This window comes from Alteriqipengyuania abyssalis, assembly GCF_019857185.1.
In the GTDB taxonomy this organism is placed as follows: domain Bacteria; phylum Pseudomonadota; class Alphaproteobacteria; order Sphingomonadales; family Sphingomonadaceae; genus Alteriqipengyuania; species Alteriqipengyuania abyssalis.
Window position 1 is genome coordinate 230,965 of record NZ_JAHWXP010000002.1, and the last position, 21,932, is coordinate 252,896.

Below are 21,932 nucleotides of genomic sequence, written 5' to 3' on the forward strand. Positions count from 1 at the left end.
CGCGGCTGTATTCGGTCGGGCAAGGGTTTGGACGGGCTCGGGTTAGCAGAGCCTGCAGTCAGGACCAATCCTCCCATCGCGCTATTGCTCGATGCGGAACGGGCCGCGCAGCTCGGTCTCGTTCAAGGCATCGCCGAAGATGCGATCGGCCCCGGCCAATTGCGCGATATCGACCCTGTTGCGCTCGGCACCGACCACGCGCGACGACTGGGTTGCACCTTTGTCGACGATGAAGGCAGTGTCGCTCACCTGGGCGAGGCCGATGGTCACCGCATTGCCGCTCGACCCGCTGATCTGTCCGGCAATCCGGTGCCGGACGACCTGCCCAATGCTCACGGTGTTGTCGTCGCACGGCCCTTCGAGCGCGTAGCGCGACACGCCGTACGACTTGTCGTCAATGAAAATGCCGCCATTGCCATCGCTGAGACTTCCGGCCGAGACCTGGTTGCCGCTCGCCGAGCCATAGAGCCAGATGCTGCCCCCGAACTGCTCTTGCGGACGGCCGATCGCGGTCACGCTCGCCAGCGCAATCTTCGCATCCGAACAGCCAAAGCCCATGAACCCGCCATGCGAGGCACGGGACAGGGCGATCTCTCCTTCGACCATGAAATCTTGAGAGAGGGTCGAGGCAAGGCAGCTAAACGCCCCCGCCTCGCCGCCCCGGTAGGCGCCGTCGATCTCAAACCGGCCCATCAGCCGGGAACCGACCGAACCAGCACGGAACGGTGCCCGTACAATAGTGCGCGGTAGCCGCCGGTCTAGCGTCACCGCTGTGCCTGTAACTCCGGTGATGGAGGCGAGGAAGCTCAGCTGCGGTACAATCTCCGCCCCGGCACGGTGCGCGGAGGGCTGCGTGCCCAGCGCACCGCGACCATCGGTGGAGACGCGCAGACGACCCTGTGCGACCGTACCGAGCACGACTTCTTCGCCGATCCTCAGATAGACCTGCGATGCCCCGATGGTTGCATCGACATTCCCGGCGAAGGCGAACTCCCGGGTTTGCGGTCCGATCGAGGATGCCAGCGAAGTTGCCAGCGATGGCGTCTCGCGCAGCCCGAAAATCGCGACCCGCATCCCCGGCATCAGACTTTGTGCCTCGACCGGGTGCGACAATTCGATCGTGTCGCTACCGGCACGTCCGCTGCACAGGCCCGGGGCGATGGCGGTGGTGACCAGTCCTCCCGCGGGCGCGGCGTCGGTCAGCACGCGCTCGATCGGGCGGGCAGGCTCGATCCGCGTGCGCTCACCCTGCCAGGTCGCGTATGAGGGCAAGGCGATCGAGCCCTGATTGAAATCGAAGCGGAACGTCGCCTCGCCGGTGCGAAGCGCAAAGGCGCGGCGCTGGGCCTGCGGAAACGGATCGCTCGCCAGATCGACCACTCCGGTCAGGTCGCGCGCGTCGAGCGTTGCGTCATCGGGCAGGGATTCGAGAGCCTGGCGCAGGCTGGCGGCAACGTCGAAATCCGGCCTGCCGACGAGCACCTGGCGGCGCTGCCGCTCGTCCAGCAGATCGAGCCAGCGCACGCTCCGCGCACGGCTCGTCCACGCTCCACCGGCAAACACCAGCGGCATCGCGGCCGTCGCGCCAAGGAACACGCGGCGCTTCACAGCACGGTGTCCAGCCAGTGCACCGCGAACGCACCGACTACACCAAGCACACAGAAGGCCGCGATCGGCAGCAGAGCCTTGCGCACCTCGCGCGCAATATCGCCCGCGCGGGCACCGACCGCGTGCAGCAGCAAGGCAAGGTAGCCGAAATAGAAGATCGCGCCCGAAATCGCATAGGCCTCCGAGATGAAGCGGGGGGACAGCGTGCCCACCGCGACGACCAGCCCCAGCCGCAGGGCGAGGCCGACGAACTGCACGATGAAGGCGGTGCGCTGGCGGTTGGTGACCTGCAGCGCCATGGACACAGGTGCGGTCAACAGCTGCGCGATGAACCACGGAGTCAGCCATACCACCAGCATGCCGGCGCGCGACCATTCGGACCCGAAGACGAAGGCGAACGCAAAGGGCGATACGATCGCCAGCGCGATCAGCGGCCCCACCCCGATCCGCATAAGGCCGCCGACGACCTGGACGGTGAACGGGCCGAGCGCACCGTCACGGTGACGGGCCGGGGCTTCGGACAGGTAGACCTGAGACAATGCATTGCCGAGCAGGGACATCGGCGCCTGGACGACGAACATCGCGAGGGTCAGGTAACCCGCTTCCGGCCCGATCGCCATCGCCGCGATCAGCACGATCGGCAACTGCCACGCCGCAGCATGAGCGAGCGCCTCGGGTGCCGAATAGGTGGGGAACCGGCTATATTCCCGGAACAATACCCGCATCTTGCGCGCCGAAACTTTGCGCAGCAGCGCCGACTCGCTGCGCAGGAAGCGTGTCCCGAGCAGGATCGAACCGGCGCTGAAATTGATCGCATAGCCGAGCAGCAGCCCGAAGGGTCCGGTCCGCAGCAGACCCAGTGCGATCTGGGTCGCGGCACCACTGCCCGCCTGCACCATCCGGCTTCGCGCGATCGGGCCGAAGCCCTTTCGCCGCACATACCACAGCTGCATGAGGCTATAGATCCCGGCCAGCGCCAGCGACGGGGGGAGAAACCAGATAAGCTCCGCAAGCTCAGGATGGCCGAACGCATCATAGGCCGACGCAGGCAGTGCGAGCAGGATGAGCGCGATTACACCTGACAGGACGACCGCGAAGAACGCCCCCAGCGCCAGCAGATTGACCGCGTCTTCGTCGTTCTCAGGCATCGACAGCGCGACATCGAACCGGAGGCAGATCGACGCATACAGCGTCTGGAGTAGGCTGGCGAAAACCGCCAGCACGCTCATCTCTACTGGGGTGTAGAGGCGCGTCACCACCGGGAGCGAGAGTGCGGTGATGAGATTCGCACCGACCGTGCCACCGATCAGCACCCCAGTGGAACGAACCAGCCCCTGCTGGGCGAGCGCGGACACGCGCCCACGCAGCGCCGCGATCCGCCCAATTGGCGGGGTCGCGCCAGAATCGGGCGCGGGGGTCACAGGCGGCTCTTCGTTCATACGCCGGCCGTTGCCAGCCGGGAGAGCGCAGGGCCAACATCGAAAATGCCGGTGCGGCGGCATCCGTCGGTGACGAAGTCGATGCATACCCGCGTGCCGGATCGATCCCAGCGCGGGTGGAGGTCACACCGCATGGGCTCTTCCCGGGTCGCGACCTCGTGCCGGATGCGGGCCAGATCCACCCGCTGGCCAGAGGCGAGGTCGAACAGCAACAGGGTCAGCCACGCGTCTTCGTCGGGATAGGTATCGCCCAGCAAGACCGATCCGTGTCCACGCCAGCTGTAATGGCCGTCTTCGGTGAGGGTATGCTCGGCAACCCGCTTGCGCGTGTCGTCGTTCAGATCAGACACGTAGAACCCTTCGGCCACCAGCTGGTTCATCCGCGCGCGCAGCAGGCGACGGGCAAACCTGGCGACCGCACGCACCGCCGGGTTGGCGAGCAGCCGGTTCGTGGCAAGCGCGCGCACCGCCCCGGAATTGCGGCCCCAATACCAGATCCGGTCCTCACCGATCCACGCCGGATGGCTGACTCTTTCCTGCGCGACCACGCGAACCTTGCCGCTGTCGCAATCGCGCACCAGCAGCCGGGCATAGGTGGTCCCGCCCTCGCCCGCATCGGTCACGAAGAAGGCCAGCCGGGTCCCGTCGGGTGAGAAGACCGGGTGGGTGACGAACCGGCGATCCGAATGGGGCGAACCTACGATCTCGGCAAGTTCGGCATAGGAGAGCAGCAGCGACACGGCCCCATCGGCCATGCTGACGCTCCACAGCCCGTCCTGCGTCGGCCCCTCGTCGAGATGGCGATCGACGGCGGCGCCATAGCCATAGGTCGGGTCGAGCCGGGCGAGGCGCGCGTAATTGCCCCCAACGCCAATCGATTCGTCGGGGGACAGCGCGCCGATCGCCATATCGAACGTTCGGATCGGCGTGCCATCCGGGCTAACATGGCGCGCAACCGCATGCCCCTGCCCGTCGACGTCGTTGTACAGGATCGATCCGTCGCGCAGCCATTGCTGGCGTGCGCCATGCTGCCAGTTCCAGCCGCGCGTTTCGCCGAGCGTCTCGAACGTGGCATCCTCGGGCCGCCAGCGGCGCACCAGTGCAGGCTCCCCCTCGGGCAGGGTCACCCAGTCGGCAGGGCAATTGAGCAGCAGCAGGTCGCGCCCATCGGGCGAGAACGGGCAGAGATCGTAAAAGCCGAAGAAATTCGCGCTATCTTGCGGTGTCGCCGCGACCATGCGCGCGCCGATCTCGCGAATACCGGAAATCCCTGCCTCGTCCTGCACCACGATTTGCGCCTGTCACCTGGGTCCTCCGCCGCTAGGCCGGGACGACCGCCGCGCGCAGCGCCTCGATCACCTTCGCCTGGGTGCCTTCGTCCATGTAGGGGTGCATCGGCAGGCTGAAGACCTCATTGGCCATCCGCTCCGACGTGGCGAGCCCTTCGGGGTCGCCGGGGAAGGAGGAATAGGCGGTCTGCAGGTGCAGCGGGCGCGGGTAGTAGACGACCGAGGGAACGCCATGTTCCTTCAGCGTCGCCATCACCGCATCGCGGCCCGAACCATCGCGGGTGCGCACTGTGTACTGCGCCCACACCGAACGGCAGCCATTGGGCACGTGCGGCGTGATCAGCAGGTCGCCCAGCGCATCGGTATAGCGGTTGGCGACCACCTGGCGGGCTTCGATCTCGTCTTCGTAGATCGCCAGCTTTTCCAGCAGGATCGCCGCCTGCAGCGTGTCGAGCCGCGAGTTGAGGCCGATCCGCTCGTTATCGTACTTGTGCGTGCCCTTGCCGTGCACGCGGTAGGAATCGAGCAGCGCGCGCAGTTCGTCGTCGTCGGTGAACACCGCACCACCATCGCCGTAGCAGCCGAGCGGCTTGGCAGGGAAGAAGCTGGTGGTCGCGATGGTGCCGATCGAACCGGTGCGGCGGCCGTTGTAATCCGCGCCGAAGCCCTGCGCCGAATCGCTCACGACCCACATGCCGTTTTCCTGCGCGACCGCTTCGATCGCGTCGTAGTCGGCGGGCAGGCCGAACAGGTCGACCGCGATCACCCCGGCGGGCTTCATCCCCTCCGCCTTGGCGAAGGCGATCGCGCGCTTCAGGCTTTCGACGTCGAGGTTGTACGTCCGCTCGTCGACATCGACGAACACCGGGGTTGCCCCGGTCATCGGCACGATCTCTGCGGTGGAAGCAAAGGTGAAGGTGGGGCAGAACACCGCGTCGCCAGGCCCCGCGCCCAGCGCCATCAGCGCCAGCTGCAGCGCGTCGGTGCCGTTGGCGCAGCCCAGCGCGTGCTTCGCGCCGCAGAATTCGGCGAGCTTGCCTTCGAACTCGGCCACTTCGGGGCCCATGATATATTTGCCGTGGTCGAGCACGGCGGCGATGCGCGCGTCGAGAGCAGGCCGGATACGCTGCTGCTGCGCGGCGAGATCGATGAATTGCATGGGGTTAGGCCCTTTCTTCCGTCAGCCGGAGTGTGTCGCTGCTCGCGTCATATTCGTATTTCTCGCCCGTGCGCGGGCATACCAGCGTCTCGTCGAGACGCTCGCCCGTGCGCGAGACCCAGCCGATCCGCTTTGCCGGAACGCCCGCGACCAACGCAAAATCGGCTACATCCTTGGTTACCACGGCACCGGCCGCGATCATCGCATAATCGCCGATCCGGTGGCCACACACGACGGTCGCGTTGGCCCCGATGGTCGCGCCACGGCCCACGGGAGTGGGTGCGAATTCGGACTTGCGCTCGATCTCGGCGCGCGGGGTCAGCACGTTTGTGAAGACGCAGGACGGGCCGCAGAACACCCCGTCGGCCAGCTCCACACCCTTGTAGAGCGAGACGTTGTTCTGGATCTTGCAGTTATTGCCGATCGTCACGTCGGGCCCGGCGACCACGTTCTGTCCGAGCACGCAGTTCTCGCCGATCGTGGTGTTGGGCAGGACATGGCTGAAATGCCAGATCTTGGTACCAGCGCCGATCGTGCTGGGCTCGTCGACATAGGCGCTTTCATGCGCAAAATAGGGCTTCTTGTCGGTCACTTGTTTTCTCCCAGCGAGGCCTGTAGCGCGGCTTCCGCACGGTCGAGGACTTCGAGAACGCGCAGTCCCTCGGCCACATCGGTAAGCGGCTGCGTGCCCTGTTCGATGCAATCGATGAAGTGCTGGCATTCGGAACGCAGCGGCTCGCCCTGATCGACCGCAATATATTCCGGATCGGCCTTGATCGGTGCGGGGGCCGGGCCGGAGCGGTCGATCCCGTGGCGATAGATCGCAAGCTTGCGATCCCACTCGGGCGCGCTGTCTTCGAACACCAGCATGCCCTCATCGCCCACGGCGACCAGCCTCGCCTCCTTGAAAGGATGGCTCCACGAGGTCTGCACATGGCCGCGCACACCTCCGGGGAACTGCAGGTGCGCGGTGCACCAGTCGGCGATGCCCGGCGTGATCCAGGCCGCACCTTCGGCCGTCACGGCATCGGGCGCTTCACCCACCATCGCGAGCAGCATCGAGAAATCGTGTGGCGCGAAGGACCACATGACGTTTTCCTCGGTGCGGAATTTGCCCAGGCTGAGGCGGTTGGAATAGACATAGCGCAGCTGGCCGATCGCGCCGCCCGCCACCAGCTCCTTCGCCTGGCGGAAGATCGGGTGGTATTGCAGCAGGTGGCCGACCATCAGGATCCTGCCCACCTCTTCGGCCTTGGCCGCCATCCGCTCGCCGTCGGCGGGCAGCAGGGCAAGCGGCTTTTCGACATAGACATGCTTGCCCGCTTCGAGCGCGGCAATCGCCACATCGGCATGGGTTTCCGCCGGTGTCGCCAGCGACACGCCGTGAATGCTGTCATCCGCGAGGATATCCTCGAAGCTGCGCGCCTCGGTCCCGTGCTCCTGCGCGATCCGCTCCGCCGTCGGCGCGTGATAGTCGGCCACCGCCGCCAGCGCGCCCAGCTGCGCGTAATTGCGCGCGAGGTTCTTGCCCCAGTGGCCGACGCCGATCTGGGCGATGCGCGTGTTGCTCATGCCGGGAACACCTTTTCGTGATTGCGATCGAACTTGCCGCGCGTGTCGAGGATGAGGGCGGCGTGTTCGAGGATCAGGTCGTAGTCGAAGGCCTTGTGGTCGGTGGTCAGGACCACCGCATCGAACCCGGCGAGCGATTGCGCCGTCAGATCGACCGAAGACAGGTCGAAATCGTGCTCGCGCGTTTCGGGGAAGACCGGGATGTGCGGGTCGCTATAATGGATATCCGCACCCAGATAGCGCAGCTTCTCCATGATCTCGACCGAGGGGGATTCGCGCATGTCATCGACATTGGGCTTGTAGGCGATACCGAGCACCAGGATCTTCGAGCCCGCGATCGACTTGTGCTTGCCGTTGAGCGCCAGCGCCAGCTTGTTGACCACGAAATCGGGCATCGAGCTATTCACCTCGCCCGCGAGCTCGATGAAGCGGGTGTGCAGGCCGAATTCACGCGCCTTCCACGTGAGGTAGAACGGGTCGATCGGGATGCAGTGGCCACCAAGGCCCGGGCCGGGATAATAGGGCACGAAGCCGAACGGCTTGGTCGCCGCGGCGCGGATCACCTCATGGATGTCGATATCCATCCGGTCGGCGACGATCTTCATCTCGTTGACGAGACCGATATTGACCGCGCGGTGGATGTTTTCGAGCAGCTTGGTCAGCTCGGCAACCTTGGTCGAGCTGACCGGCACCACCGTGTCGATCACCCCGCCATACAGCGCCTGGCCGACTGCGTGGCAGGTTTCGGTCACCCCGCCGACGATCTTGGGAATGGTCGCGGTCTCGAACTTCTCGTTGCCCGGATCCTCGCGTTCGGGCGAATAGACCAGGAACACTTCCTCGCCGACCTTGAGCCCGGATTTCTCGATCCGCGGCTTGAGTTCCTCGTCGGTGGTGCCCGGCCAGGTGGTGCTTTCGAGCGAGACGACCTGACCTGCGCGCATGTGCGGCACGATCGCCTCGGTCGTGTTGAGCACATAGGTCAGGTCGGGTTCGCGATATTTGTTGAGCGGAGTGGGCACGCACAAAATGATCGCATCGACCTCGTCGATCCGAGCCATGTCGGTGGTCGCCTCGAACCCGGCGTCGTTTGCCGCGGCAATATCCTTGCCCGAGATATGCTCGATATAGCTTTCCGCCCTGGCCAGCTTCTCGACCTTGCGGGCATCGACATCGAACCCGATCGTCTTGTAGCCCTTTTCGCAATAACGCAGCACCAGCGGCAGGCCGACATAGCCGAGGCCGACCACTCCGATGGTGGCGGTGCCGTTGGTCAGGCGATCGATCAGTTGCTGGCTATGCAATGTCTGTGTTCCTCAATCTCGGTGCGCTTGCGAAGGGCATCGACCGCCCGCCTGTGCGCTTCGTATGACAGGTCGATGATAGCTATTTCGAGCCGAACCCGCTGATCATCACGCGCAGCGTCTTGGCGAGGATCAGCAGGTCGAGCCAGAGGGAGAAATTCTTGATGTAGAAGAAATCGTGATTGAGCTTGGTGCTCACGCTGTCGACATCGGCGACGTGGCCCTGAACGGTCTGTGCCCAGCCGCTGATGCCGGGGCGCACCACGTGGCGATAGCGGTAATAGGGAATCTCCTGCTCGTACCACCGCGACAGCTTCTCGGCCTCGGGACGCGGGCCGATCCAGCTCATCTGTCCCAGCAGAATGTTCACGATCTGCGGCAGTTCGTCGACCCGTGTGCGGCGGAAGATACGTCCGATCCGCGTGACCCGCGCGTCCGCGTCCTTGGTCACCAGATCGTCCAGCCCGGCAGGTGTGGGAGCGGTGCAATGCTGCATGGTGCGGAACTTGTAGACGGTGAAAGGCCGCGCGCGGTAGCCCATCCGGCTCTGGCGGAAGATCATCGGTCCCGGGCTGTCGAGCTTGATCGCGATGCCCGCCAGCAGCAGAAACGGCAGCAGCGGAATCAGCACGACCAGCGCGATCAGCCGGTCGAGCACATGCTTGATCGTCTGGTACACCGGCGATGGCGTCAGTGATCCGTAGGCAGTCTCGGAAATATGCTCCAGCGTCACTTCGCCGGTCACCGATTCGATCAGGTGCCGCAGGTTGTAGACCGGAATTCCCGCCAGTGCGGCGTCGGCCAGCATCTCGCTCTGGCGGTCGCTCAGCGGGAGCCGGAAGTCCACCGCGATCGCATCGGCATGGTCGAAGCCGGCATGGTCCGAATGTTTCAGCCATTCGATCGAGGGGATCTGCGGGAGCGCTGCCCCGTCGGGCTGCGCAAGCACGCTGATGCGCAGCACCAGCTCATCCTTATAGCGGAAATGCTCAAGGTACGAGAGCAGCACCACCGCCACGAAGCTGCCGATCAGCACGAAACGGCTGTAATCGAGCTTGAACATCAGCAGTCCGATCGCGATCAGCCCGTAGGCCAGCGCAAAGGACGGAACGATTGCGGAAGCGCGCTCCACACCTGGATAGCGGTTGACGTTCTCGATCAGCAGGACACCGATCAGCGAAGAGGCGAAGGCCGCCAGGCAGGCGTAGCCGACCTGCAACAGGCTCGCCTCGGGCATCCCAAAAATGACGATGCGCAGCAGGATCGCCACCAGCACTGCAAGCAAGCTGATGGTCACCGAACGTTTGATTTTTCTCCGCGTCGTGTGCCGCCTTCGGCCAACCGCGCCCGCCGCCCGCGACGAGCGTGCCGCGTCAACAGCGTTCTGTCCCATTTTCAATACCCGCACAATCAGCACAGCGCCCGATGCGGCGCTCCTCTAGCCGGGCCGCCGAAGCTTTCCAACCGTGTATTTAAGCCGTTAGGAAAGGCGTGGCATCCGCGCATCTCTTTTGTCCGCCCGCGTCCCGCAATCGCGCAACTCCGGCGGGTCTGCATGCGGTAAGTCTTGGCGAGGGCTTTATTCTTTTGGCTTCTTGGCCTAACCAAGCGCCCGCATGGGGGAGAAGCCCGCAAGGGATTGGCGATGCATCGATTGATATTGCTATTGTGTGTGTTGTTTTTGTCGGGGTGCGGGTCTCCGGAGCCGTTGGTATCGACGGATCGCATGACGGTGGTGGAGGCTGCGGATGGGTTGCCTATACCCAACCGCGATGATCTGGTGGCGGCGGATCGTCCTGCGCTGATTGGTCCGCTGGACACGATCCGGATCGAGGTATTCAACTATCCCGAGTTCACGCGCGATGTTCAGGTGGATGCGAGCGGGCGTATTGCGCTGCCGTTTCTGGGCACGGTCGAGGCTGGCGGCAAGACCGCGGGCGAGCTGGCGATGGATGTGGAGCGGGCGCTGGATGCGCGTTACGTGCGCGATCCGGAGGTGACGGTGAACATCGTCAACTCGGTCAGCCAGGTGGTGACCGTGTCGGGCGAGGTCGAGACCCCGGGCCTGTATCCGGTGACCAACCAGACGACGCTGCTGCGTGCGATCGCGGCGGCGCGCGGGACGAGCGAGTTTGCGCGCAAGGACGAGGTGGTGATCCTGCGCACGGTCAACGGCCGGCGGATGGCCGGGCTCTACAGCCTTGAGGCGATCGAGCGCGGGCTGTACGACGACCCCGCGATTTACGCCAACGACATCGTGGTGGTGGGCGACTCCCCCCAGCGACGTCTGTTCCGCGACTTCCTGACGGTGGCGCCGCTGCTGGCATCGCCGCTGGTCACGATTTTGCAGTAGGTTTTTCCGGGCGCGCGCAAACGTGCGCCTGCAACAAGGTTTTTGCCGAGCATGAACATCCAGGCCTCCCGGTTCGGCAGCGAGTCCGGCCCTTCCGACCAGCCCCCGCAGGGTGGCGGCAATCCGCTGGGCGTGCAGGCGGGCCAGCCGGGAGAGGGCGATGGTCCCTCGATCGTGCAGCATTACCTGCGGATCGCGCAGCGCTGGCGCTGGCTGATCCTGGGTTCGATCGCGGCATGCGTTGCGCTGGGCCTGGTCGCGACCCTGCTGATGACCCCGCAATACACCGCCACCGCGACGATCGAGATCTCGCGCGAAGGCAGCCAGGTGACCAACTTCGAAGGGGTCGAGCGCGAGGTCTCCATCTCCGACCAGGAGTTCTACCAGACCCAGTACGGCCTGCTGCGTGCGCGCACCCTGGCCGAACGGGTGGCCGGCCAGCTGGGCCTGATCGACAATCCCGAGTTCTTCGCATCCTACGGCGTGGAAGGCGGAGACGACCCCGCCTTCGCGCTCGATAACGGGCGCTACACCGCGCAGGGCCGCCAGGACCGCCAGCGGATCGCGGGCGAGATCCTGCTCGCCAATATCAGCGTTGCACCCGCGCGCCTCTCGCGGCTGGTCGACATCAGCTTTACCGGGCCCGATCCCGCGTTTGCCGCGCGGGTCTCGAACAGCTGGGCGGAAAACTTCATCCAGTCCAACCTTGAGCGCAAGGTCCAGGCGACCTCCTACGGGCGCGAGCAGCTGCAGGCGCAGCTGGCCGACTACAAGGAACGCCTCGATGAGTCCCAGCGCCAGCTGGTGACCTACGCCTCGAGCGAGGAGATCATCAACCTGCCCGCACAGCCCGGGGCCGACGGGCGCACGCAGGAACGCTCGATCGTGGCCGACGATCTGGCCGCGCTCAACGCCGCGCTGACCGAGGCGACCGCCGACCGGATCCAGGCCGAGGCGCGCGCACGCCAGGCGGGCGGCGGCTCCTCCTCCACCGAATCGCTGTCCAACCCGGCGATCAACAACCTGCGCGAGAAGCGCGCCGATCTGGCCGGCCAGTACGAGCTTTTGATGGTCCGGTTCGAGCCGGGCTATCCGCAGGCGCGCGCGCTGCAATCGCAGATCGACGAGCTCGACCGGGCGATCGCACGCGAGGAAGCGCGCGTCTCGGGCTCGCTGCAGGGCGATTACCGCGCCGCGCTGGAGCGCGAACAGACGCTGCAGGCGCGGGTCAATCGCCTCAAGGCGGACTATCTCGACCTGCGTCGCCGCTCGATCCAGTACAATATCTACCAGCAGGAGGTGGATACCAACCGCGCGCTGTATGACGGGCTGCTGCAGCGCTTCAAGGAGATCGGCGTTGCCGGCGGGGTCGGGGTCAACAATGTCTCGATCATCGATCCGGCCGATGTCCCGCAGGCCCCCTCCAGCCCCAACCTGCTGATGAACGTCCTGCTCTCGCTGATCGTGGGCGCGGGTATCGGCGCGGCGCTGGCCTTCCTGCTCGAACAGATCGACGAGGCGATCACCGATCCCACGGAGGTGCGCCGCAAGCTCGGCCTGCCGCTGTTGGGCACCATCCCCACGGTTGCCGAGGGGCGCCCGGACGAGGCGCTGCTCGATCGCAAGTCGAGCCTGGTCGATGCCTATCTCGCCGCGTTCACCAATCTGGGCTTCACCACCGAACACGGCGTGCCGCGTTCCTTCGCGGTCACCTCGACCCGGCCTGCGGAAGGCAAGTCGACCAGCTCGCTGGCGCTTGCCACCACGCTGGCGCGTGCGGGCAAGAGCGTGATCCTGGTCGATGGCGACATGCGCTCGCCCTCGGTCCACCAGCTGGGCGGGGTCGATCACGATCGCGGCCTGTCCAACTTCCTCGCCGGCGACGACGAGATCGAGACCATGACCTTCCCGATGACCCACCTGGGGTTCACCGCGATGTCGGCCGGTCCGATCCCGCCCAACGCCGCCGAACTGCTGACCGGCAACCGCCTCGATCTGCTGATGCGCCGCCTGCTGGAAATGTACGACCACGTCGTGATCGACTCGCCCCCGGTGATGGGCCTCGCCGATGCTCCGCTGATCGCGACCCATGTCGAAGGCGTGCTCTACGTGGTCGAATCCCACAATATCCGCGCAGGCCTCGTCAAGAACGCCATCGGACGCCTGAACTCCGCAAACATCCGCATCTTCGGCGCCCTCCTCACCAAGTTCGAAGCCAAGAAATCCGCCTACGGTTATTCCTACGGCTACGAATATGGATACTCCTACGGCAAAGAGGATGAGGGCAAAAGCGGCAAGGCCAAGGCCTGAGCCACTCCCGACCCTTTATATCTTCAGCTTGCGAGGCGTAGCGGCGTCGCCCGGCCCGGTGCAGGCGTATCCGCCGCCCAGATACCGCGCGTATCGTAAACCAGCGCGTGGGCGCGCTCTTCGGCCGGGATCGAGCGGAACAAGTCGTGGTCCACCAGCACGATCAGGATGCCGCAGGTTTCCAGCGCAGTGTCGATGTCGACCAGCTTCGCGCCGGTTTCCCCGAATTCGATCGGCAGCTCACGCGCAAACGGCTCCACGATATTGATTCGCGAGCCGAATGTGCGCGCCAGCCGCGCGGCGATGAAGCGCGCCGGACTCTCGCGGAAATCGTCGATATTCGCCTTGAACGCCAGCCCGAGGCACGCGACCGGCACACGTGGATTCTCTTCGATCAGCGCACTCGCGCGCTTGAGCACATGGTGCATCTTGGCATCGTTGACCTCACGTGCGGTGCGGATGACGCGCGCGTCTTCGGGTGCGCCGTGGACGATGAACCACGGATCGACCGCGATGCAGTGGCCGCCCACGCCCGGCCCGGGCTGGAGAACGTTGACCCGCGGGTGGCGGTTGGCGAGGCGGATCACTTCCCACACGTCCAGCCCCTGCTTGTCCGCGATCATCGAAAGCTCGTTGGCAAAGGCGATGTTGACGTCGCGAAACGCGTTTTCGACCAGCTTGGTCATCTCTGCCGAGCGGGCGTCCGTCGCAATGCATTCCCCGCGGACGAAGCGCTTGTAGAAGGCGATCGCCTTGCGCGCGCAGCGCGGCGTGACCCCGCCGACCGAGCGATCATTATGGACCAGTTCTTCCAGAATGCGGCCCGGCAGCACCCGCTCCGGGCAATAGGCGATGGCGATATCCGGCGTGCCCGCCGCCAGCCCCGGCATCGCGAGATCGGGGCGCAGCGCGGCCAGCCGGTCGCGCACCGCATCGGTCGTGCCGACCGGACAGGTGCTCTCGCAGATCACCAGCGCGCCCGCCTCCAGCACTGGCGCGATCGCGTCGGCAGCGGCCATCACATAGCCGGTATCGGGCGTATGCTCGCCATCCTTCTCGAACGGCGTGGGCACCGCGATGACATAGACATCGGCGCGCGGCATCTGGGTAGAGGCACACAGCGTCCCGCGTGAGACCACCGCCTGCACCAGCCCGTCCAGATCGACTTCCTCGATATGGATCGCGCCGCGGTTGATCGTTTCGACCACTTCGGGAGAGACATCGACGCCGGTAACCGCGCATCCGGTGCGCGCGATGATTGCAGCAGTGGGCAAGCCGATATAGCCGAGCCCGACCACGGCAACCGTGGGTGTGTCGTTGGTCATGCGTCTGCGTGCCCTTGTGGCCAAGTGTTCCACTCCTGCTTTTGCATGGCGCGGGTAAAATTTATGGTAACGGCCCCGGTGCTAGGGGCATGCGCAAGCGAGGAGACCTGCGTGAACATTCTGGTTACCGGAGCGGCAGGCTTCATCGGTGCAGCGCTGGCCGAGGCACTGGTGGCGCGCGGCGACCGCGTGATCGGGATCGACAATCTCAACCCCTATTACGCCGTGTCGCTAAAGCGCGACCGGCTCGCACGGGTGGCAGCGACGGCGGGCGAGGCGTTCCGCTTCATCGAATGCGATTTCGGCGATCACGAGGCGCTGGCGCGCGCGCTGGACGGGCATGGCTTCGACCGGATCGTCCATCTCGGCGCGCAGCCGGGGGTCCGCTATTCGCTCGAAAACCCGCGCGCCTATGCGCATTCCAACATTTCCGGCCATCTCAATATGCTGGAGCTCGGCCGCGAGAGGGGTGTCGACCACCTGGTCTATGCCAGCTCAAGCTCGGTCTATGGCGGAAACGAGAAGGTGCCTTTCGCGGTCGAGGACCGGGTCGATCACCCCTACTCGCTCTACGCCGCGACCAAGAAGGCGGACGAGTTGATGAGCGAAAGCTACGCCCATCTCTATCGCCTGCCGCAGACCGGCCTCAGGTTCTTTACCGTCTACGGCCCGTGGGGGCGGCCCGACATGATGCCATGGATCTTCACGCAGAAGATCCTGAAAGGTGAGCCGATCCCGGTGTTCAACAATGGCGAGATGAGCCGCGATTTCACCTATGTGGACGATATCGTGCGCGGCATCGTCGCGTGCCTGGACGGGCCGCCGGGCGACGACGGAGCGACCAAGCCGGGCGGCAGCGTGGCCCCGCACGCGCTCTACAATATCGGCAACAACCGCTCCGAAGAGCTGATGCGGGTGATCGGGATCATCGAGGCCGCGTGTGGCCGCAAGGCGCAGATCGAGCTGCTGCCGATGCAGAAGGGCGACGTGCCGCGCACCTTCGCCGATATCGATGCGATCGCGCGTGACCACGGCTTCCAGCCCGAAACCAGCGCCGACGAAGGCTTCCCGCGCTTCGTCAGCTGGTTCAAGACCTATCACGGGATCGACTAGCGCACGCTGAGCGCCTTTAGTGCTGAGCCATCAGCTCGGCGATCCGCTGCGACGCGTGGCCATCGCCGAACGGATTATGCGCCTGCGCCATCGCGGCATAAGCGCCCTCGTCATCAAGCAGGCGGAACACCTCGCGCTGGATCGCTTCGGGATCGGTGCCGACCAGCCTGGCCGTGCCCGCCTCCACCCCTTCGGGCCGCTCGGTCGTGGCGCGCATCACCAGCACCGGCTTGCCCAAAGCAGGCGCCTCTTCCTGCACGCCGCCACTGTCGGTCAGCATCAGCGTGCTCGCCTGCATCAGCGCGGCGAAATTGGGATAGTCGAGCGGTTCGAGCAGCGAGACATTGCCCAGCCCTGCCAACTCGTCATGCATGGTCGCACGGACATTGGGGTTGAGGTGGACGGGGAACAGCACAGCGGTGTCGTCCCGCTCCGCGATCGCGCGGATCGCCCGGGCAACCGCGCGCATCCCCTCGCCGAAATTCTCCCGCCGGTGGGTGGTGACGCCTATGATCCGCTTGCCTGCAAAGCGCTGTGCCGCCGTGTGCAGATCCGCCGCGAGAGCGGGCTTACGCTCGATCGCGCCGAGTACCCAGTGGAGCGCGTCGATCACCGTGTTGCCGGTGACGTGAATGTTGGCAGGGTCGATATTCTCGCGCCGCAGCGCGTCGGCGGCGGTCTGCGTCGGCGCGCAGTGAAGCGCGGCCATCGTGCCGATGACCTTGCGATTGACCTCTTCGGGCCAGGGATGGTGGATGTCGCCGCTGCGCAGGCCCGCCTCGACATGGCAGATCGGGATCCTGCGGTAGAACGCGGCAAGCGCGCCGCACATCGCGCTGGCGGTGTCGCCCTGCACCACCACCCAGTCGGGCGCCTCAGCATCGAGCGTTTCGCCGATTCCGGTCAGCAGCCGCGCGGTCAGCGCGTCGAGGCTCTGGTCCGCGCGCATCACCGCGAGATCGTGATCGGGCACGACCTGTGCGATATCGAGCACCTGATCGAGCATTGCGCGGTGCTGCCCGGTGGAGACGACCACCGGCGCAAAGCGCGGGTCGTCGCGCAGCAGGCGGATCAGCGGGAAGAGCTTGATCGCCTCCGGCCTGGTGCCGAAGACGATCGCAATCTTGAGCGGCGCGTTGGTGTTCGTGCGGGCCATGTCGCCCGCTTACGCAAAATCGGTTAACAAGCCGAGACGGCGCGTTAACGCCGTTCGAGAGCCTTACTCGTCGCCAGAGCCGTCAGGCTGCTTCGCGGTGGGTTGCGGCAGCGCCTCGGCGGCGACTTCGGCCTCCCGCTCGCGCTCGATCCGCTCCATATATTCGCGCTCGATCTGTTCGACGCGCTCCTGCTCGGCGGCGGCATCCTCGTCGATGGTCGAAAGCCGCTCGGCCCGCGCTTCCGCGATCAGCTGGCCGAAGCGCGCGGCGGAGCCACCTTCGCGTGCTTCGTAGGCGGCGTCGATCATCTTCTGGGTGCAGCCGGTGAAGCCGGCCGCGCCCGAGGGCGAGCAGCTCATCGCGCCGAACTTGCCGACGTATTCGAAACTTTCGACCCGCTTGGCCCAGGCAGTGTTCGCCGGATCGTTGCTGTAGCGCAGGTTTTCCGGGATGCGGAAACGTTCGCTCTCGTCCATCCGCGCGACGACGCAGATCGTGTCTTCCGGGCAGGCCACTTCATCGTCGCCATAGGCGATGACCATGCTGACCTTGTCTCCGGCCTCGTCCTGTGCGGCGGCGGGCACGCCTGCGCCAAGGGCGATCAGGCTGGCGATGGCGGCGGTTGCGAAGATTTTCATGGCAGGCCTCTGCGGCAAGGAATGGGATGGTCTGTGGGCGCACTGCATAAGCGCGCCGGATGGCTGAACTGTGACTGAAGCGAGCGAGCGCGAGGGGCGGTTCCCGCGCATCACACCCGCTCGGACAGGCGGATCGCGGCGCGGCAGCCCAGCCGGATCGCGGCAGAGAGCAGCGGATATCCGGGGGTTTCCTCTGCCCCAGCGGCGATTGCGGCATCGTGATGCTCGCGCTCTTCCTCGCGGAACTGTTCGATCATGCCCTGCAGCTCGGGATCTTCGTCGGCATCCTTCAGCTCGTCGAGCTGTTTGGAATAGTGCAGGTCGATCTCGGTCTCGACCGCGGCGGTGCAGGCCATCGCGGCCTTGGGCCCGATCAGCGCGGTCGCCGCGCCCAGCGCATAGCCTGCGACGGACCAGAACGGGTGCAGCGCCGTCGGGCGTACGCCCCGCTCTGCGACCAGCCGGTTGAACGCGTCGTGATGTTCGTCTTCCTGCCGCGCCATTGCGGCGATCTCGCCCGAATGCGGCCCGCGATCGCCCATCACCGCCAGCTGCCCGGCGTAAATCCGCGTTGCGCCGAACTCGCCTGCCTGATCGACCCTGATCATCCGGTGGATATGGTCTTTCATGCGCGCTTGCCCTTCTTCGCCAGCAGCGAAATCGCGGCGATGCCCGCCGCACTCGATATGAGAAAGTTGTAGCCCGCCAGCGAGATCCCGAACAGTCGCCACGCCGCCTCGTCGCAGCGCACCAGCGGCGTGTTCATGATCGCGTCGAGCGCACTGCCCCCTTCGCTGGCCGAGGGGATTGCCGCGCAGCCGGTGATCCCCTGCCACCAGTGATATTCCACCCCTGCATGGAACAGGCCGATCAGGCCCGAGGCGATGATCGCCAGCGCCGCAAGAGCGATCCACAGCCGCTGCGGCGGGGCGATGAAGGCGAGCAGCGCCAGCGCCAACGCAGCAAAATGCGGGTAGCGTTGCCACCAGCACATCTCGCACGGGTACAGGCCGAAGACGTACTGGCTGACATAGGCCCCGCCGAGCAGCAGCGCGGGGACGAGCAGGACGATGCAGCGGGCGGTGCGCGCGGCGGGCGTATCGATCATGCCTCTATCGCCCGTGCTACTTGCGCAGCGCGACCGAGCTGGGCGTGGTCCGGCGCAGCGTCTTGAGCGCATAGTCGAGCTGGAAATCCTCGATCCCCTGCTCTTCCAGCTCGGCGGCGGTCTGGGTGAAGCGCGGATCCTGGCGGATATCGTTCTCCAGATCGTCGTCCTTCAGATCGGCCTCGTTGATCAGGTGACCGCGCAGGTCGCTTTCGCGCAGCTGGTACTTGCGGCGCCGTTCCATGTCCGGGTCGGACAGCTGCGGCACGCGGATGTCGGGCTTGATCCCGCCTTCCTGCACCGAATGGCCCGACGGCGTGTAGTAACGCGCGGTGGTCAGCTTGAGCGCGGCGTCCGGCCCCAGCGGCACCAGCGACTGCACGCTGCCCTTGCCGAAGCTGCGTTCGCCCATGATCAGCGCGCGGCGGTGATCCTGCAGCGCGCCCGCGACGATCTCGCTCGCCGAGGCGGAGCCTGCGTCGATCAGCACGATCAGCGGCACGTCCTTGGCGATCTGCCCGCGATAGACCGTTTCCGCATCGAACGACATCGATTCGCCTCGCGCACGGCCGCGCTGCGAGACGATCCGCCCCTCGTCGAGGAACAGGTCCGACAGCGCGATCGCCTCGTCCAGCGACCCGCCGGGGTTGGAGCGCAGGTCGAGCACCAGGCCATTGACCCGGCCGCCCGCCTCGCGCTGGATATCGTTCCACGCCGCAAACACGTCCGCGCCCACGTCTCGCGAGAACTCGTTGACGGTGATGACCCCGATCTTGCCGTCCTTCACTTCGTAGGTGACCGGCTCCAGCTCGATCACGCCGCGCGTCACGCTCGTCTCGATCGGCTCGTCGCTGCCGGGGCGGAAGATCGTCAGGTTGATGGAGGTGCCGGCGGGGCCGCGCATCTGCTGCACCGCCTCGTCCAGATCGCCGCCGTAGATCAGCTTGCCATCGAGGTGAGTGATGAAATCGCCCGCCTTGATTCCGGCCTTTTCCGCCGGGCTGCCACGGAACGGGCTGATCACCTTGACCGCGCCGTCTTCCATCACGACCGACAGGCCGAGACCGGAATAATTGCCGTCGATCAGCGTTTCGAGCCGCTCCAGATCGCTGCCGTCGAGATAGGCCGAATGCGGATCGAGGCTGGCGAGCATCCCGTCGATCGCGCCGCGAATCAGCTTCTCGTTATCGACCTCGTCGACATAGCTCGCCTGAATCCGCTGATAGGTGGCGAACAGCTTGGCGAACTCGGGCGCCACGCGGCTGTCGACCTGGGCCATTCCAGCAGTGGCGATGGGAATCATCGCAACGGCGGTGACCAGCGCGAGCGAGCGGGCGACGACGGGCAGTTTCATAGTCTCAAGCCTTCCGGACATTCGCCCCCGTTTATAGGGAGCAAGCCATTAACGCCAGATGCACTTGGGCCGGGGCCGCGAGGGGCCAAGCTCAGTTCGACAGGTGGTCGAGAGGGTTCGCCGGGCGCCCGCCCAGCCGCAGTTCGAACCCGATCGGCCCGCCCGCCGACGGGGCGACACCCAGCGATGCGCCTTCGCCCAGCTGCTCGCCCACGGTCACGTCGGTGCGCGCGAGCCCGGTGACGAGGCTGGTCCAGCCGCCCGGATGTTCGACGATAACGATCCGGCCATAGCCGCGAAACGGTCCGGCGAAGGCTACTCGGCCCGGTGCGGGGGTGACGACCTGCGCGCCGCCGCCCGCACGCAGCAGGATGCCGTCGCTGCGCACGCCCGAGCCATCGACCGATCCGAAACCGCGCAGGGTGCGCCCATCGACCGGCAGCCGCAGGCCTGCGGGCGAGCGGACCTGCTCGCGCGTGGGTGCGGGGATCGGTATGGCCCGGGTGCGTGCGCGGCCCGGATCGGACGGGCGCATCACCGGGCCGGGAAGCGCGGCGAGTTCCTCCCGCAGCGTGCCTGCGGCATCTATCCGCGCCACCAGCCCGTCCAGATCACGCGCCTGTTCGGCGAAGGCGAGCGCGCGCTCTTCCTGCCGGTCGGCCTCCCCGCCCCGGCGGCGCGCGGCGAGCCGCTTGCGGGTCTCGATCTCGGCCAGCTGCTTGCGGCGCAGCGCGAGGCGCCCCTCTTCCTCGGCCAGCTTGGCGAGCAGGGTTTCGGCCCGATCATGCAGCGCGCGGCTACGATCGATTTCTCCGCGCAGCGCGGCGGTGCGTCCGCGCACTTCGGGAATCGTGGTCTCCAGAACCGCGCGCAGATACATGCTGTCGCGGATCGAGCCGGGGCGGAACACCGACAGCACCAGCGGCCTGCGCGAGACGTTCTGTAGCGCGCCGGTCAGCCGGATCAGTGGTTCGCGCCGCTCGGCCAGCCGCGCGTCGAGCGCGCGCTGCTGGCGCGCGATCAGCGACAGGCGGCCCTGCGCCACCGCGATCTGCGCCTCTGTTTCCTGAATTCGTGCGGCAAGCGCGGCGGACTGGCGGGCGACCTTCGCTGCCTCCTGCTCAGCCTCGGCCGCAGCAGCTTCGAGCGAGCGGGCGCGCTCAGCAGCGCGCTGCGACGCCTGCTGCGCGCGCTCGATTGCGGCGCGCACCGCGTCCGCATTCTCGTAAGCCTCGACGCCCTGGCCACGCACCTGCGGCGCAGCGACGACCAGCGCGATTGCGGCAATCGGCGCAGCAAGCAGGGCGAGGCGGTGTAGCACGCGTGCTACCCTGCCCGATGATAGGGATGTCCTGCAAGAATGCTCGTCGCGCGGTAGAGTTGCTCGGCCAGCATCGCGCGCGCCAGCAGGTGCGGCCAGGTCGCGCTGCCGAAGGCGAGCAGCAGGTCCGCCTCCTGGCGCTGTGCCTCGCTATGCCCGTCGGCGGCGCCGATCAGGAAACGCGTCTCGCGAATCCCGCCATCGCGCCACTGGCCGAGGATTTCGGCAAGCTGTTCGGAGGAGAGATCGCGCCCTTTCTCGTCGAGCGCGACGGTGCGGTGCGGATCCTTGGTCGGCGGGATCTTGCCGCCGGTGTCGGGCAGTTCGGTCAGTTTCGTATCCCACGCGATCCGCGTCAGATAGCGATCGACCAGCTCGGCCTCGGGCGAACGCCCGATCTTGCCGCGCGCAACAATATGGAGAAGCATGCGCGCTCAGCAGCCCGGATCAGGCATTGCCCCCGGCAGCGATCTGGCCGTTCTCGCCAAAGGACCACATCCGCTCGATATTGTAGAAGCTGCGCACTTCGGGGCGGAACAGGTGGATCACCACGTCGCCCGCATCGATCACCACCCAGTCGGCGGCAGGCAGGCCTTCGAGCCGGACCGAGCCGTAGCCGTCCTGCTTGATCTTCTCGGCCAGCTTCTGCGCGATCGAGGCAACCTGCCGGGTGGACCGGCCGGAGGCGACCACCATGTGATCGGCCATGCTCGACTTGCCGGCCAGGTCGATGCTGACGATGTCCTGCGCCTGATCGTCGTCGAGCTGCTGCATCACCAGCGCGTGGAGCGCGTCGGACCTGTCGTCAGTCATGGCAGAAACTCTCGGGGCTTTGGTGGCGGGCATGATGGCGGCTTGCACATTGGTCATGGGCGAGGTCGA

At 66.1% G+C, this 21,932-nt stretch carries 20 protein-coding genes; 3 read left to right on the forward strand and 17 right to left on the reverse strand.

Going from position 1 to position 21,932, the window contains the following annotated elements:
- Positions 1-81: 81 nt before the first annotated feature.
- The 8 genes from KYN89_RS06235 to KYN89_RS15475 all read right to left on the reverse strand — a co-directional run bounded on the left by KYN89_RS06235 (position 82) and on the right by KYN89_RS15475 (position 9,668).
- Positions 82-1,608, reverse strand: coding sequence for a hypothetical protein (locus KYN89_RS06235; RefSeq protein ID WP_222824303.1), 1,527 nt, complete (start codon positions 1,606-1,608; stop codon positions 82-84).
- Positions 1,605-3,047: a lipopolysaccharide biosynthesis protein gene (locus KYN89_RS06240; RefSeq protein ID WP_222824304.1), complete on the reverse strand. Its 1,443-nt coding sequence runs from the start codon at positions 3,045-3,047 to the stop codon at positions 1,605-1,607. Before KYN89_RS06240 ends, KYN89_RS06235 begins: the two co-directional genes overlap by 4 nt.
- Entirely contained in the window at positions 3,044-4,333 is a 1,290-nt protein-coding gene (locus KYN89_RS06245) for a hypothetical protein (RefSeq protein WP_222824305.1), read from the reverse strand. Before KYN89_RS06245 ends, KYN89_RS06240 begins: the two co-directional genes overlap by 4 nt.
- A 34-nt stretch (positions 4,334-4,367) precedes the next feature.
- Positions 4,368-5,495, reverse strand: a complete 1,128-nt coding sequence (locus KYN89_RS06250) for a DegT/DnrJ/EryC1/StrS family aminotransferase (RefSeq protein ID WP_222824306.1) — start codon at positions 5,493-5,495, stop codon at positions 4,368-4,370.
- A 4-nt stretch (positions 5,496-5,499) separates the two neighbouring features.
- Positions 5,500-6,087 (reverse strand): acyltransferase, encoded by a 588-nt coding sequence (locus KYN89_RS06255; RefSeq protein WP_029140189.1) that lies wholly within the window; start codon positions 6,085-6,087, stop codon positions 5,500-5,502.
- A complete protein-coding gene (locus KYN89_RS15320) occupies positions 6,084-7,067 on the reverse strand; it encodes a Gfo/Idh/MocA family protein (protein ID WP_248285051.1) in 984 nt (327 codons plus the stop codon). The genes KYN89_RS06255 and KYN89_RS15320 overlap by 4 nt, the downstream gene beginning before the upstream one ends.
- Positions 7,064-8,371 (reverse strand): nucleotide sugar dehydrogenase, encoded by a 1,308-nt coding sequence (locus KYN89_RS06260; protein ID WP_222824308.1) that lies wholly within the window; start codon positions 8,369-8,371, stop codon positions 7,064-7,066. The genes KYN89_RS15320 and KYN89_RS06260 overlap by 4 nt, the downstream gene beginning before the upstream one ends.
- Positions 8,372-8,453: 82 nt before the next feature.
- Positions 8,454-9,668 (reverse strand): sugar transferase, encoded by a 1,215-nt coding sequence (locus tag KYN89_RS15475; protein ID WP_222824309.1) that lies wholly within the window; start codon positions 9,666-9,668, stop codon positions 8,454-8,456.
- A 429-nt stretch (positions 9,669-10,097) separates the two neighbouring features.
- Between KYN89_RS15475 and KYN89_RS06270 the strand changes: the two genes are divergently transcribed.
- Entirely contained in the window at positions 10,098-10,724 is a 627-nt protein-coding gene (locus KYN89_RS06270) for a polysaccharide biosynthesis/export family protein (RefSeq protein WP_248285050.1), read from the forward strand.
- A gap of 51 nt (positions 10,725-10,775) precedes the next feature.
- A complete protein-coding gene (locus KYN89_RS06275; protein ID WP_222824310.1) occupies positions 10,776-13,034 on the forward strand; it encodes a GumC family protein in 2,259 nt (752 codons plus the stop codon).
- A 23-nt stretch (positions 13,035-13,057) separates the two neighbouring features.
- Here KYN89_RS06275 and wecC read toward each other — a convergent pair whose 3' ends face one another.
- Positions 13,058-14,359, reverse strand: a complete 1,302-nt coding sequence (wecC, locus tag KYN89_RS06280; protein ID WP_222824311.1) for a UDP-N-acetyl-D-mannosamine dehydrogenase — start codon at positions 14,357-14,359, stop codon at positions 13,058-13,060.
- Positions 14,360-14,470: 111 nt separating this feature from the next.
- Between wecC and KYN89_RS06285 the strand changes: the two genes are divergently transcribed.
- Positions 14,471-15,472 (forward strand): NAD-dependent epimerase/dehydratase family protein, encoded by a 1,002-nt coding sequence (locus KYN89_RS06285; protein ID WP_222824312.1) that lies wholly within the window; start codon positions 14,471-14,473, stop codon positions 15,470-15,472.
- Positions 15,473-15,488: 16 nt separating this feature from the next.
- Here the strand turns inward: KYN89_RS06285 and wecB are convergent, their stop codons facing one another.
- The 8 genes from wecB to rsfS form a co-directional block, all read right to left on the reverse strand.
- The gene (wecB, locus tag KYN89_RS06290) at positions 15,489-16,628 is read right to left on the reverse strand and encodes a non-hydrolyzing UDP-N-acetylglucosamine 2-epimerase (RefSeq protein WP_222824313.1); all 1,140 of its coding nucleotides are present in this window, start codon (positions 16,626-16,628) and stop codon (positions 15,489-15,491) included.
- Between the two features lie 63 nt (positions 16,629-16,691).
- A complete protein-coding gene (locus KYN89_RS06295; protein ID WP_197635038.1) occupies positions 16,692-17,267 on the reverse strand; it encodes a hypothetical protein in 576 nt (191 codons plus the stop codon).
- A 110-nt stretch (positions 17,268-17,377) separates the two neighbouring features.
- Positions 17,378-17,896, reverse strand: a complete 519-nt coding sequence (locus tag KYN89_RS06300) for a demethoxyubiquinone hydroxylase family protein (RefSeq protein WP_054523136.1) — start codon at positions 17,894-17,896, stop codon at positions 17,378-17,380.
- Positions 17,893-18,375, reverse strand: coding sequence for a disulfide bond formation protein B (locus tag KYN89_RS06305; protein ID WP_222824314.1), 483 nt, complete (start codon positions 18,373-18,375; stop codon positions 17,893-17,895). The genes KYN89_RS06300 and KYN89_RS06305 overlap by 4 nt, the downstream gene beginning before the upstream one ends.
- 16 nt (positions 18,376-18,391) lie before the next feature.
- The gene (locus KYN89_RS06310) at positions 18,392-19,729 is read right to left on the reverse strand and encodes a S41 family peptidase (protein ID WP_197635034.1); all 1,338 of its coding nucleotides are present in this window, start codon (positions 19,727-19,729) and stop codon (positions 18,392-18,394) included.
- A 91-nt stretch (positions 19,730-19,820) separates the two neighbouring features.
- A complete protein-coding gene (locus tag KYN89_RS06315) occupies positions 19,821-21,050 on the reverse strand; it encodes a murein hydrolase activator EnvC family protein (RefSeq protein WP_222824315.1) in 1,230 nt (409 codons plus the stop codon).
- A 5-nt stretch (positions 21,051-21,055) separates the two neighbouring features.
- Positions 21,056-21,478, reverse strand: coding sequence for a 23S rRNA (pseudouridine(1915)-N(3))-methyltransferase RlmH (locus tag KYN89_RS06320; RefSeq protein ID WP_222824316.1), 423 nt, complete (start codon positions 21,476-21,478; stop codon positions 21,056-21,058).
- A gap of 19 nt (positions 21,479-21,497) precedes the next feature.
- Positions 21,498-21,863 carry a ribosome silencing factor gene (gene rsfS, locus KYN89_RS06325; protein ID WP_222824317.1) on the reverse strand — a complete coding sequence of 122 codons (366 nt, stop codon included), beginning with the start codon at positions 21,861-21,863 and terminating at the stop codon, positions 21,498-21,500.
- Between the last annotated feature and the right edge of the window lie 69 nt (positions 21,864-21,932).